This is a genomic window from Pseudomonas sp. TH31, assembly GCF_016650815.1.
Taxonomy (GTDB): Bacteria; Pseudomonadota; Gammaproteobacteria; order Pseudomonadales; family Pseudomonadaceae; genus Aquipseudomonas.
Window position 1 is genome coordinate 521,320 of record NZ_JAEKEZ010000029.1, and the last position, 12,625, is coordinate 533,944.

Consider the following 12,625-nt stretch of genomic DNA (forward strand, 5'->3'; position numbering starts at 1 on the left):
ATACGCAGGCTTTGGCCCTGTCGCCTGGGCAATACACGCGCAACAAGACGCGAGATCCCATTTCGTGAGGTTCGATGACCGCGTGTCGTCGAGTCAACCAGTCCAAGTACATGGCGCACAATGACTTCTAAAAACAATCCGACCACTGCGGTATCCGATCTGACTCTGAGCCCAGCGGCGAACAGCCCATCGCCGTCGAAGCCAATGATTGCGTCGCGCCCACTGGCGACCCAGCAGTACCTGTACTTCACCGAAACCAATACCGACCGCATCCTCGATAACCTCGACGGCCTGCGCGACATGGTGTTCCCGCGCCCACCGCATCTGGAAGGCGACGGCGAACAGCACAGTGAACAGGAATTCCCGTCGGTGTGCCTGATCGGCCTCGGCCGATGCGGTTCGAACATCGCGTTGGACGTCGCCGAACTGGTGTACAACGCGCGCAAGTTCTACCTCAACGAATTCAACAACGAAGACCGTCTTTCGCCGGACAAACGCTACGCCGAAAAAGGCTACGGCCCGGCCCAGTGGATTCGCAACAATTTGCGCCTGGGGTCGAACAAGGCCACCAAACCGGTGTTCCTGGTCGAACCGCTGGTAATGCTCGGCGACCTGGACAAGGACATCGCCGGGCGCATCCGCTTCTCGCGCAAGGGCGAAAAAAGCGGCTTCCTGCGCGACTACAGCAAAATGAAGATCATGGACTTGTCGGAAGTCCACGCCGGTGGCGCCGGTAACGCGCCGATCCTGGGCCAGTACCTGGCCAAGATCATCCTGAACAAGGACACCCAACGGTTCTCCAGCCCTGACTGGAAGATGATTCACTCGTACCTGATCGACAGCTGCGGGATCAAGGCCAACCAGTCGCGCCTGTATTTCTCGATTTTCAGCGCCGGCGGCGGTACCGGTTCAGGCATGGCCTCGGAATTCGGCCTGGCCCAGCAGCACTCGTACATGAACAAGACGTTCGACACCAAGCCGATGGACGAGCACGACAGCAAAAGCGGCCACGCGTTTGTCTTCGAGCCGATCTTCACCAGCGGCATTTGCGTGCTGCCGAACATTTCCGATCACCGCAGCGAAATGTCCGAGGCGCTCCACATCAACGCCGGTCGCCTGCTGTGCAAATACCTGTCGGAAGAATGGGACTTCTCGTACAACTTCGACAATGAAGACAGCAGCGAAGCCAGCGTCATGGGCCGTATCCGCCCATGGAACGCGATGATGCTGATCTCCAACGACATCGTGCGTTACGCCGAAGAGAGCGATGACGGCAACATCCAGAACATTGATGTCAATGCGATGGAAAAGCACGCCAACCAATACATCTCGCAGCAGATCTTCAACATTCTGACGGCGCAGGCGGTCACGACTGACTACGACCAGAACTATTTCCGGCGCGCCGGCATCGACATCGGCGAAACCATTCGCCTGGACGCCAACGACCTGTTCATGAGCCTGGCCGGCCCGGTGGCGATTGCCTACGCCGAATCCGTGGTGCCGCAAACCCCGCCGCCGAGCAGCGACAAGTTCAAGGTGTTCGACAAAGAGCCACAGCGCCTGAACATCGACGACCTGTTCTTCCGCTCCATCGACCTGCCACACTTCAACAAGGTCACCCAGGCCATCGAAGGCATCAGTCTGTTGCCGATCGAGTCCAAGCGCTACCGCGCCTCGCTTGAGCAGTACAAGAATTCCGGTTACGACGCAGCCGCATTGCATGACCTGCACTTCTTCAAGAATTGCTCGTCGGTGGTGTCGATCGTTTCCTTGCCCAAAGACTACAAACTGTCCTACATGGACCTGAACCGGTTGAAGACGCATCTCAACAGCCTGTTCCCAAACACCACGCTCAAGCGTTACGCGCTGGTGATCGGTGCCTCGGCCAACCTGTCGCTGACCACCCTGATCGCCAAGAGCCCGTGCCTGTCGGACGATTTCCTGACGTTGATCGTGGCCTTCATCAAGCGCTGCTTTGCGAAGAACCCGTACCGCTTCGACGAGACCCTGGACAACTCGATCCTGGACTTCATCATCCATGAAGACTTCGACGAAGACCGGATCGACGACCTGCTCAACGAATTTGAAAACCCGGCGAAGATCCTCGACACCAACTGGTACGCGATCAAGCCGATGTACGAGAAGAAGTACCGCGAACTGATCAACGACAAAGACAAGTTCGTGTCGATCAATGACATTCGCTTGTCGCGCGATTGCGTGAAGAAGGCGATCAAGTATCTGCGTGAGATTTACCGTCACCGGATTGGCAAGACCAAGGTTATTTCTTTGAATAACCACACGGGCAAGACTGCCTGACGGGGTATGCCTGAAAAGATCGCAGCCTTCGGCAGCTCCTACAGATGTACGCATTCCCCTGTAGGGGCTGCCGAAGGCTGCGATCTTTTGATCTTGATCTTTTGCTCTGTTTCCCAATATCCAGAAACAATTAAGCAGCCCTCAGGCTGCTCATAAAACTGTTCCCGTTACGTGCACGTCACCTTCGCCAAAACCCTTCTGTGGTCTTTCTCTACGGCAACATGCCATCACGCTACTCGCCTACACACTTTTGCCCGGTCAAGCAGCGCACTTAATTAGTGCAAGCCTTCAGCTCGTCGCCCTTTCCTGGATCAGAATCCACGGCGAAACCACCACCGCCCACAACTCCGGGTCACGCTCGAAAAGATCCAGCGCCCGCGTTTCAGAGAGCTTGGCGAGGGTGCCGGCGGCCAGCCAGGCAGCCACTTTCTCGCCTTCGTCCGTGGCCACGGCTTCGGCGGCGGCGATCAAATCCAGGCTTGGGTCGACCCACAATAGGGCACCCTTGGCAAAGAACGGTTCCAGTTCCTTCCAGGTAATAGATGCGGTCTCACCAAGCAGCTTGGCATAGAGGGTGCTAGGTTCTTGAGTCATGGGTCCTGTCCGGAAAAGAAATCGGCGTGAATGATAACGTCGGTGGTCTGGCAGAAAAACCCGGATGCAATTGAGTCACCGAAGGAAATTCGCAGGAACGCCAAGGAATGCTGATGAATCAAGCGATTAGCCAGCTAACAACCCGCCGCAATTCTGTCTTTTTCTTTCAAAATAGCGACACCCTCAGGTTTTGCCCCCTGGCGCTGCCTTCCCAGGCTAACAATCGGCGCTCTACACTGTACCGGTACAGTTGCCGGGGGCATTTTCCGGAGGATATCCAAGATATCTGACCCGGTTCTGCTGCTACGGCGCCAGGACTATAAAAACTACAACAGTAAGAGTGGAGCACTATGACTAAGGCTACTAAGCAGATTTCCAAACTGTTTGCCGCTATGGTTCTGGCCGGGGTTGCCAGCCATTCGTTCGCAGCTGACACCATCAAGATCGGTATCGCCGGCCCTAAAACCGGCCCGGTGGCCCAATACGGCGACATGCAGTTCAGTGGCGCCAAAATGGCCATCGAACAAATCAACGCCAAGGGCGGTGTCGACGGCAAGAAGCTCGAAGCCGTTGAATACGACGATGCCTGTGATCCGAAACAAGCGGTCGCGGTCGCGAACAAAGTCGTCAACGACGGCGTCAAGTTCGTGGTCGGTCACCTGTGCTCCAGCTCCACTCAACCCGCGTCCGACATTTACGAAGACGAAGGCGTGGTCATGATCACCCCGGCTGCCACCAGCCCGGACATCACCGCCCGTGGTTACAAAATGATCTTCCGTACGATCGGTCTGGACAGCGCCCAGGGCCCTGCCGCCGGTAACTACATCGCTGATCACGTCAAACCGAAAATCGTTGCTGTTCTGCACGACAAACAGCAATACGGTGAAGGTATCGCGACTGCCGTCAAGAAAACCCTCGAAAGCAAAGGCGTGAAAGTTGCCGTGTTCGAAGGCATCAATGCCGGCGACAAAGACTTCTCCTCGATCATTTCCAAGCTCAAGCAAGCCAACGTCGACTTCGTCTACTACGGCGGCTACCACCCGGAGCTGGGCCTGATCCTGCGTCAATCCCAGGAAAAAGGCCTGAAAGCCAAGTTCATGGGTCCGGAAGGCGTGGGTAACGACTCCATTTCGCAGATCGCCAAAGACGCTTCCGAAGGCCTGCTGGTGACCCTGCCGAAATCTTTCGACCAGGATCCGGCCAACGTCGCCCTGGCTGACGCGTTCAAAGCCAAGAAAGAAGATCCGAGCGGTCCGTTCGTGTTCCCTTCCTACTCGGCTGTTGAAGTCATCGCCGGTGGTATCACTGCCGCCAAGAGCGAAGACCCTGCAAAAGTGGCGGCAGCCATCCACGCAGGTTCCTTCAAGACCCCGACTGGCGACCTGAGCTTCGACGCCAAGGGCGACCTGAAAGACTTCAAGTTCGTGGTTTACGAATGGCACTTCGGCAAACCTAAAACCGAAGTTTCGCCTCAGTAAGGCGTAGCCGACTGACTGCCAATAAAGCCCACGGCGTGCCGTGGGCTTTGTTTTACGAACGTATTGGGCCGCGCTGGCGTGATCCGCCAGTCTCCCCACCTGAAAATCTCAAAACCGTCATCAGCGGTTCGCTGGCAAACCTCGAATTCGAAGTGGATGCAGATCCACGGGGCTCGAGCGGGAAAATGACTCCACCAGTGAAATGCGTATCAGGTTTTTAGGAGCGCAGTAATGCCTGACATCTATCACTTCTTCCAACAGCTGGTTAACGGCCTGACCGTTGGCAGCACATATGCCCTGATCGCCATCGGCTATACGATGGTTTACGGCATCATTGGAATGATCAACTTCGCCCACGGCGAGGTGTACATGATCGGCTCCTACGTGGCGTTCATCGCCATCGCGGGCCTGTCCATGATGGGACTCGACAGTGTTCCGCTGTTGATGACCGCCGCCTTCATCGCAACCATCGTCGTTACCAGTGCCTACGGTTACAGCATCGAACGGATCGCCTACCGCCCTCTTCGCGGCAGCAACCGTCTGATCCCGCTGATTTCCGCCATCGGCATGTCGATCTTCCTGCAGAACACGGTTCTGCTGGCGCAAGACTCCAAGGACAAATCCATCCCCAACCTGATCCCCGGCAACGTGTCCATCGGGCCAGGTGGTGCACACGAAGTGCTGATTTCCTACATGCAAATCGTGGTGTTCGTGGTGACCCTGGTCGCCATGCTCGGCCTGACGCTGTTCATCTCCCGCTCTCGCCTGGGTCGCGCCTGCCGCGCCTGTGCCGAAGACATCAAGATGGCCAACCTGCTGGGTATCAACACCAACAACATCATCGCCCTGACCTTCGTCATTGGTGCTGCGCTGGCGGCCATTGCGGCCGTGCTGCTGAGCATGCAATACGGCGTGATCAACCCCAACGCCGGTTTCCTCGTTGGCCTCAAGGCCTTCACCGCCGCAGTACTGGGCGGTATTGGCAGCATCCCCGGAGCCATGCTCGGCGGGCTGGTGCTCGGGGTGGCGGAAGCCTTCGGTGCCGATATCTTCGGCGACCAGTACAAGGACGTCGTGGCGTTCGGCCTATTGGTTCTGGTGTTGTTGTTCCGGCCTACCGGCCTGCTGGGCCGTCCGGAGGTTGAAAAAGTATGACTAGGAATCTTAAACAGGCGTTGTTCAGCGCCTTGCTGGTGTGGGCTGTTGCCTACCCGGTACTCGGTCTGAAGCTGACCATCGTCGGCATCAACCTCGAAGTCCATGGCACCAGCAACGCCACGCTGATCACCATCGCCGTGTGTTCGGTGCTGATGTTCCTGCGGGTACTGTTCGACCAGAAGATCAGCGCGGCGTGGAAATCCTCGCCAAGCATGCCGGTGATGCCGGCCAAGGCCAGCGCCTTCCTGACCCTGCCGACCACCCAGCGCTGGATCATCATTGCGCTGATCATCGGTGCACTGGTGTGGCCGTTCTTCGGTTCTCGCGGCGCGGTGGACATCGCGACCCTGGTGCTGATCTACGTGATGCTCGGCCTGGGCCTGAACATCGTGGTCGGCCTGGCCGGCCTGCTCGACCTCGGTTACGTCGGCTTCTACGCCGTCGGCGCCTATAGTTATGCGCTGCTATCGCACTACTACGGCCTGAGCTTCTGGATCTGCCTGCCCATCGCCGGGATGATGGCGGCCACTTTCGGCTTCCTGCTCGGCTTCCCGGTATTGCGCCTTCGTGGGGACTACCTGGCGATCGTGACCCTGGGCTTCGGTGAAATCATCCGTCTGTTCCTGCGTAACCTGACCGACATTACCGGTGGCCCGAACGGCATCAGTAACATTCCCAAGCCAACGCTGTTCGGACTGACCTTCGATAAAACCGCTGCCGAGGGCCTGCAGACGTTCCACGAGTACTTCGGTCTGACCTACAACCCGGTCAACAAGGTGATCTTCCTTTACCTGATTGCTGTGGTGCTGGCGCTGTTCGCATTGTTCGTCATCAACCGTTTGCTGCGTATGCCGCTGGGCCGTGCCTGGGAAGCACTGCGTGAAGACGAAATCGCCTGCCGTGCGCTGGGTCTGAACCCGACCATGATCAAGCTTTCGGCGTTTACCCTGGGTGCCTGCTTCGCCGGTTTTGCCGGCAGCTTCTTCGCCGCGCGCCAAGGGTTGGTGACACCGGAGTCCTTCACCTTCATCGAGTCGGCGACCATCCTCGCCATCGTGGTGCTGGGCGGCATGGGCTCGCAACTGGGCGTCGTACTCGCCGCCACAGTGATGATCCTGTTGCCGGAAATGATGCGTGAGTTCAGTGAATACCGCATGTTGATGTTCGGCGCCTTGATGGTGCTGATGATGATCTGGCGTCCTCAGGGCCTGCTGCCCATGCAACGTCCTCACATGGAGCTGCGAAAATGAGCCGCGAGATCCTCAAAGTCGACAATCTGAGCATGCGCTTCGGCGGTTTGCTCGCGGTTAACGGCGTGGCCCTGACCGTGCTGGAAAAACAGGTCGTGGCGCTGATCGGCCCTAATGGCGCCGGCAAGACCACCGTGTTCAACTGCCTGACCGGTTTCTACAAGCCGAGTGGCGGCAGCATCCTGCTCGACGGCCAGGCCATCGAAGGCCTGCCCGGCCACGAGATCGCCCGCAAAGGAGTGGTGCGCACCTTCCAGAACGTGCGGTTGTTCAAGGACATGACCGCGGTCGAGAACCTCTTGATCGCCCAGCACCGTCACTTGAACACCAACTTCCTGGCCGGTCTGTTCAAGACCCCGGCGTTTCGCAAAAGCGAGCGCGAAGCCATGGAGTTCGCCGAGTACTGGCTGGACAAGGTCAACCTCAAGGCCTTCGCCAACCGTCCGGCCGGCACCCTGGCCTACGGTCAGCAACGTCGCCTGGAGATCGCTCGCTGCATGATGACCCGCCCGCGGATCCTCATGCTCGACGAACCGGCCGCCGGCCTGAACCCGAAGGAAACCGAAGACCTCAAGGCGCTGATCAGCGTGCTCCGCGAAGAGCACGACGTGACCGTGCTGTTGATCGAACACGACATGAAACTGGTCATGAGCATTTCCGACCACATCGTCGTGATCAACCAGGGCTCGCCCCTGGCCAACGGCACGCCGGAACAGATCCGCGACAATCCTGAAGTGATCAAAGCCTACCTGGGGGAAGCGTAAATGCTGCAATTCGAAAACGTTTCCACCTTCTACGGCAAGATCCAGGCCCTGCACAGCGTCAACGTGGAAATCCGCCAGGGCGAAATCGTCACCCTGATCGGCGCCAACGGCGCGGGTAAATCCACCCTGCTGATGACGCTGTGCGGTTCGCCGCAAGCCCACAGCGGCAGCATCCGCTACATGGGTGAAGAACTCGTGGGGCAGACCTCGGCGCAGATCATGCGCAAGAGCATTGCCGTGGTACCGGAAGGTCGTCGGGTGTTTGCCCGCCTGACCGTGGAAGAAAACCTCGCCATGGGCGGTTTCTTCACCGACAAGGGCGATTATCAGGAACAGATGGACAAGGTTCTCGGACTTTTCCCACGCCTGAAAGAACGCTTCGCCCAACGCGGCGGCACCATGTCCGGCGGCGAACAGCAAATGCTCGCCATCGGCCGTGCGCTGATGAGCAAGCCCAAACTGCTGCTGCTCGACGAGCCGTCACTGGGTCTGGCCCCGATCATCATCCAGCAGATCTTCGACATCATCGAACAACTGCGCAAGGACGGTGTGACGGTGTTCCTGGTCGAGCAGAACGCCAACCAGGCGCTGAAAATTGCTGACCGCGCATACGTTCTGGAGAACGGCCGGGTGGTGATGCAAGGCACGGGTGAAGCGCTGCTGACTGATCCGAAAGTGCGTGAGGCGTACCTCGGCGGTTGAGCCATTGCGGTAAACAAAAAACGGCCTTTACGGGCCGTTTTTTTATGCCTTACACACTCAACAGCACTGAAGATCCTCTGTAGGAGCTGCCGAACGCGGCCCGAGCCTTCGGCAGCTCCTACAGAGAGATTTATGCCCATTCACTGTGGTGTCAGCGCTGTAGTCGATCAAGCGCCTCGCCGCTGCGCTTGAACCAACCAATCAGGTAGTCCGCCAGCACCTGGGTGCGTTTCGGCAAACCGCCCTGATACGGATGCACCAGGTACATCGGCATCCGACGCGTCTGATAATCGCGCAGGAGCCAGCGCAAACGTCCGTCGGCCAATTCCGCTTGCAACAGGTACGACGGCAACCGCGCAATGCCGGCGCCGGCCAGTGCGGCTTTTTTCAGCAGGCTGTAATGATTGCTGGCGAACGGTCCCGACACACGAACCCGGAGCAATTCGTGTTGCTGGTGATAGAGCCATTCTTCGCGACCGCTGTAGTGACTGTTGAGCAGGCAGCGGTGTTCGGCCAACGCAAGGGGCGTCGTCGGCTCGCCATACTGCTCAAGGTAAACCGGGCTGGCGCAGGTCATTTCGTGCCAGGCCAGCAATGGTCGGGCGACCAGGCGCTCGTCATTGCCCACCTCGGAACGGACTGCCAGGTCAAAACCGTCCCGGGACAAATCACGGTAGTTATTGCTCAAGTCCAGCTCGATCTGCACTTCGGGGTACTTGCTGGAGAACTCCAGCAACAAGCCATCGAAGAAGGTTTCCCCCAGCGATACCGGAACGGTCATACGCACGGGGCCCGCCATGTCGTCCTTCAATCGCGCCAATGCCTGACGCGCCCTCTCCACTTGGACTACAAGCGCCTGGGCTTGCGGCAACAGCGCCGCGCCCGCCGCAGTCAGACTCAAGCGCCGCGTGGTGCGTTGCAGCAAGACCACGGAAAACCGCGTTTCCAGCAAACTTATGCGCTTGGAGAGCTGGCCCTTGCTGCAACCCAATTGCTGGGCCGCCAGGGTAAAACTCCCGGCTTCGATCAACACAGCGAACGCCGCCAGATCATCCATTTCGCTCACAGATTGTTTCCATTTGAAAACCAAAAGTTGCCTATTAGCACGCTTATCAACCGAAAAATCCACTCTAGACTTAGGCCTCGTTCAACCACTTCGAGGAACAGCACGATGAAAATTCTTTTGATAGGCGCAGGCGGCACCATCGGTTCGGCGGTCGACAAGGAGTTGTCACAGCGTCACGAGGTCATCCGCATTGGCCGTAACAGCGGTGACTTCAATGTGGATATCAGCAACAGCGCCTCGATCCGCAAACTGTTCGAACAAACCGGCAAGTTCGATGCGTTGGTCTGCGCCGCTGGTAACGTGACCTTTGCCCCTCTGGACGAAATGACCGCAGACAGCTTTGCCTTGGGCCTGAAAGACAAACTGATGGGCCAAGTGAATCTGCTGCTGATCGGCCGCGAATTCGCCAACGACGGTGCCTCGTTCACCTTTACCACCGGTGTGCTCAGCCACGATCCGATTCGCAGCGGCGCCTCGGCAGCGCTGGTCAACGGAGCACTGGACAGCTTCGTCCGCGCCGCCGCCATCGAACTGCCGCGCGGCCTGCGGGTGAACTCGATCAGCCCGACCGTACTGCTGGAAGCAATGGGCAGCTATGCGCCGTACTTCCGCGGCTACAAGCCGGTTCCCGCAGCCGATGTGGCATTGGCCTACGCCAAAAGCGTGGAAGGCTTGCAGACCGGTCAGACATTCCACGTCGGCTAACACCGCAGCAACCTGTAGGAACTACCGCAGGTTGCGATCTTTTGATCTGGCTTTTGATTTTCGGTGGCATTGAGAAGATCAAGATCAAAGGATCGCAGCCTTCGGCAGCGCCTACAGGGTAATCGGCAACCGTCGGTGGGGTTGTGATGGACGGTCAGGCTGCGTAACGTGGCGGCACTTGTCTGGAGAACCAAAGATGCGTGTTGCCCGTTCCCTCGTCCTCGTTGCCCTGCTCCCGTTGTTCGCCGCCTGCCAGTTGCTCGATGGCCCACGCCAAAGCGCCTCCCACGTGGGGCAAACCCGCATGCAGGGCCAACTGACGGCGGCGGATGGCAAACTGGTGTTTCAGCCATGCAATGAATCGCGCAGTTTTGTGGTCAACGACACCGGTGGCACCAGCATCCTGCAAGAAGCCGCGACCCTGGCCGATGATCAGGGCAAGCTGTTTGCCGACGTGCGCGGCCGGATCGACGGCAGCCGCCTCGATCTTGCACAGCTGTACCGCGTCGAGCGCTCGGGCACGGCGTGCGACGATCCCAACTTCAAACTGCTGATCCTGCGCGCCGCCGGTCATGGGCCAGAGTGGAACGTCAAAGTCAGTGGCAAAGGCATGGTTATCGACCGCGCCGGCGAACCGCCTTTGGCGGTGCCGTATGTTGAAGAGCAACTGGGCGATGGTCGTTTCAACCTCAGCAGCGAAGCCAACGGCAAGCACATTGAACTGTGGGTTGCACCCAAACGTTGCGTCGACAGCAGCACCGGCAGCGTCCAGCACATGAGTGCTGAACTGCGGATCGACGGCCAGGTGCAGCGCGGCTGCGGGTATTTCGGCGGCTCGCGTAACGACTGATCGTTTTTGCCTCACCGGACCGGCGTTTGGGGCTTATAATCTCCGCCTTCAAACGCCTTGGCGCAGTTGTGCGCCCCGCGAACCGGATCCTGTCATGTTACGAATCACCGAACTCAAGCTGCCGATCGACCATCCCGAAGAAGACCTGCGCCCTGCCATCGTGCAGCGCCTGGGCATCGCCAGTGATGACTTGCTCGATTTCACCTTGTTCAAGCGCAGCTACGATGCGCGCAAAAAGTCCTCCGAACTGTGCTTCATCTACACCATTGACCTCACCGCCAAGGATGAGGCGGCGCTGCTGCACACGTTCGCCGATGACCGTAACGTCAACGTGGCGCCGGATGTCAGCTACAAAGTGGTCGGCCAGGCTCCGGCCGATCTTGCGCAACGCCCGATCGTCGTCGGTTTTGGCCCGTGCGGGATCTTCGCCGGGCTGCTGCTGGCCCAGATGGGCTTCAAGCCGATCATTCTCGAACGCGGCACCGAAGTGCGTCAGCGCACCAAGGACACGTGGGGCCTGTGGCGTAAAGGCGTGCTCGACCCTGAATCCAACGTGCAGTTTGGTGAAGGTGGCGCCGGGACGTTCTCCGACGGCAAGCTCTACAGCCAGATCAAGGACCCGAAGTTCATCGGTCGCAAAGTCCTGCATGAGTTCGTAAAAGCCGGCGCGCCGGAAGAAATCCTCTATGTCAGCAAACCGCATATCGGTACGTTCCGTCTGACCGGCGTGGTGGAAAACATGCGTGAGCAGATTCGCGCGTTGGGCGGCGAAGTGCGCTTCCAGCAGCGGGTCACCGACGTATTGATCGAGGACGGCCAATTGGTCGGCGTCGAGCTCAATGGCGGTGAGCAGATCCACTCCAAACACGTGATTCTGGCCCTCGGCCACAGTGCCCGCGACACCTTCCGCATGCTCCACGGCCGTGGCGTGTTCATGGAAGCCAAGCCGTTCTCGGTGGGTTTCCGCATCGAGCACCCGCAGTCGCTGATCGACCGCGCGCGCCTGGGCAAATACGCCGGCCACCCGAAACTCGGCGCTGCCGACTACAAACTGGTGCACCACGCCAAGAACGGTCGTTCGGTCTACAGCTTCTGCATGTGCCCGGGTGGCACCGTGGTGGCGGCAACGTCCGAGCCGGGCCGCGTCGTCACCAATGGCATGAGCCAATACTCGCGTAACGAGCGCAACGCCAACTCCGGGATCGTCGTCGGGATCACCCCTGAAGTCGATTACCTGGGCGGCCCGCTGGCCGGCATCGAGCTGCAGGAGCGCCTGGAATCCCACGCCTTTGTGCTCGGTGGCAGCAACTACGAAGCCCCGGCGCAACTGGTCGGCGACTTCATTGCAGGCAAACCGTCCACCGAGGTGGGCAGCGTCGAACCGTCCTACAAACCCGGCGTTGCCTTCGGTGATTTGGCCCTGGCCTTGCCGGCGTTTGCCATCGAAGCCATTCGTGAAGCGTTGCCGGCGTTCGAGAAGCAGATTCGTGGCTACTCGCTGCACGACGCGGTGTTGACCGGGATCGAGACACGCACCTCGTCGCCGCTGCGGATTACCCGCAACGAGTCGATGCAGAGCTTGAATGTCAAAGGCTTGTTCCCGGCCGGTGAAGGCGCGGGTTATGCGGGCGGGATTTTGTCGGCCGGTGTTGACGGGATTCGGATTGCCGAAGCCGTGGCCCGCGACATCCTCGGCCTGGAGGCCTGATACCGGGAACAACGCAAAACCCTGTAGGAGCAGG

Annotated in this window: 11 protein-coding genes; 9 read left to right on the forward strand and 2 right to left on the reverse strand. The window is 59.0% G+C overall.

All coding sequences use genetic code 11. The features are described from left to right. Positions 1-120: 120 nt before the first annotated feature. Positions 121-2,316: a hypothetical protein gene (locus tag JFV26_RS21830; RefSeq protein WP_201195378.1), complete on the forward strand. Its 2,196-nt coding sequence runs from the start codon at positions 121-123 to the stop codon at positions 2,314-2,316. A gap of 288 nt (positions 2,317-2,604) precedes the next feature. Here JFV26_RS21830 and JFV26_RS21835 read toward each other — a convergent pair whose 3' ends face one another. Next, on the reverse strand, positions 2,605-2,910 hold the full coding sequence (locus JFV26_RS21835; RefSeq protein WP_201195379.1) for a DUF2288 domain-containing protein: 306 nt from the start codon (positions 2,908-2,910) through the stop codon (positions 2,605-2,607). Positions 2,911-3,260: 350 nt separating this feature from the next. Here JFV26_RS21835 and JFV26_RS21840 point away from each other — a divergent pair, with 350 nt between their 5' ends. The 5 genes from JFV26_RS21840 to JFV26_RS21860 all read left to right on the forward strand — a co-directional run bounded on the left by JFV26_RS21840 (position 3,261) and on the right by JFV26_RS21860 (position 8,262). Then, complete coding sequence (locus JFV26_RS21840) at positions 3,261-4,388, forward strand: branched-chain amino acid ABC transporter substrate-binding protein (RefSeq protein ID WP_201195380.1); 1,128 nt, start codon at positions 3,261-3,263, stop codon at positions 4,386-4,388. Positions 4,389-4,619: 231 nt separating this feature from the next. Further along, positions 4,620-5,543, forward strand: a complete 924-nt coding sequence (gene livH, locus JFV26_RS21845; protein WP_201195381.1) for a high-affinity branched-chain amino acid ABC transporter permease LivH — start codon at positions 4,620-4,622, stop codon at positions 5,541-5,543. Beyond that, a complete protein-coding gene (locus JFV26_RS21850; RefSeq protein WP_201195382.1) occupies positions 5,540-6,796 on the forward strand; it encodes a high-affinity branched-chain amino acid ABC transporter permease LivM in 1,257 nt (418 codons plus the stop codon). The genes livH and JFV26_RS21850 overlap by 4 nt, the downstream gene beginning before the upstream one ends. Next, positions 6,793-7,560, forward strand: a complete 768-nt coding sequence (gene livG / locus JFV26_RS21855) for a high-affinity branched-chain amino acid ABC transporter ATP-binding protein LivG (protein WP_201195383.1) — start codon at positions 6,793-6,795, stop codon at positions 7,558-7,560. The genes JFV26_RS21850 and livG overlap by 4 nt, the downstream gene beginning before the upstream one ends. Further along, complete coding sequence (locus JFV26_RS21860; protein WP_064676186.1) at positions 7,561-8,262, forward strand: ABC transporter ATP-binding protein; 702 nt, start codon at positions 7,561-7,563, stop codon at positions 8,260-8,262. A gap of 151 nt (positions 8,263-8,413) precedes the next feature. Here the strand turns inward: JFV26_RS21860 and JFV26_RS21865 are convergent, their stop codons facing one another. Further along, positions 8,414-9,328, reverse strand: a complete 915-nt coding sequence (locus tag JFV26_RS21865; protein ID WP_201195384.1) for a LysR substrate-binding domain-containing protein — start codon at positions 9,326-9,328, stop codon at positions 8,414-8,416. Positions 9,329-9,433: 105 nt separating this feature from the next. Here JFV26_RS21865 and JFV26_RS21870 point away from each other — a divergent pair, with 105 nt between their 5' ends. The 3 genes from JFV26_RS21870 to JFV26_RS21880 all read left to right on the forward strand — a co-directional run bounded on the left by JFV26_RS21870 (position 9,434) and on the right by JFV26_RS21880 (position 12,591). Next, a complete protein-coding gene (locus tag JFV26_RS21870) occupies positions 9,434-10,033 on the forward strand; it encodes a short chain dehydrogenase (protein ID WP_201195386.1) in 600 nt (199 codons plus the stop codon). Between the two features lie 196 nt (positions 10,034-10,229). After that, complete coding sequence (locus JFV26_RS21875; protein WP_201195387.1) at positions 10,230-10,883, forward strand: COG3650 family protein; 654 nt, start codon at positions 10,230-10,232, stop codon at positions 10,881-10,883. A gap of 94 nt (positions 10,884-10,977) precedes the next feature. Next, positions 10,978-12,591, forward strand: coding sequence for an NAD(P)/FAD-dependent oxidoreductase (locus tag JFV26_RS21880; RefSeq protein WP_201195389.1), 1,614 nt, complete (start codon positions 10,978-10,980; stop codon positions 12,589-12,591). Positions 12,592-12,625 lie beyond the last annotated feature (34 nt).

Bases quoted from the DNA above. Each gene is read 5' to 3' on its own strand.
- livG (WP_201195383.1), top strand. From the start codon at position 6,793: ATGAGCCGCGAGATCCTCAAAGTCGACAATCTGAGCATGCGCTTCGGC.
- JFV26_RS21830 (WP_201195378.1), top strand. From the start codon at position 121: ATGACTTCTAAAAACAATCCGACCACTGCGGTATCCGATCTGACTCTG.
- JFV26_RS21880 (WP_201195389.1), top strand. From the start codon at position 10,978: ATGTTACGAATCACCGAACTCAAGCTGCCGATCGACCATCCCGAAGAA.
- livH (WP_201195381.1), top strand. From the start codon at position 4,620: ATGCCTGACATCTATCACTTCTTCCAACAGCTGGTTAACGGCCTGACC.
- JFV26_RS21840 (WP_201195380.1), top strand. From the start codon at position 3,261: ATGACTAAGGCTACTAAGCAGATTTCCAAACTGTTTGCCGCTATGGTT.
- JFV26_RS21850 (WP_201195382.1), top strand. From the start codon at position 5,540: ATGACTAGGAATCTTAAACAGGCGTTGTTCAGCGCCTTGCTGGTGTGG.
- JFV26_RS21870 (WP_201195386.1), top strand. From the start codon at position 9,434: ATGAAAATTCTTTTGATAGGCGCAGGCGGCACCATCGGTTCGGCGGTC.
- JFV26_RS21860 (WP_064676186.1), top strand. From the start codon at position 7,561: ATGCTGCAATTCGAAAACGTTTCCACCTTCTACGGCAAGATCCAGGCC.
- JFV26_RS21875 (WP_201195387.1), top strand. From the start codon at position 10,230: ATGCGTGTTGCCCGTTCCCTCGTCCTCGTTGCCCTGCTCCCGTTGTTC.
- JFV26_RS21835 (WP_201195379.1), bottom strand. From the start codon at position 2,910: ATGACTCAAGAACCTAGCACCCTCTATGCCAAGCTGCTTGGTGAGACC.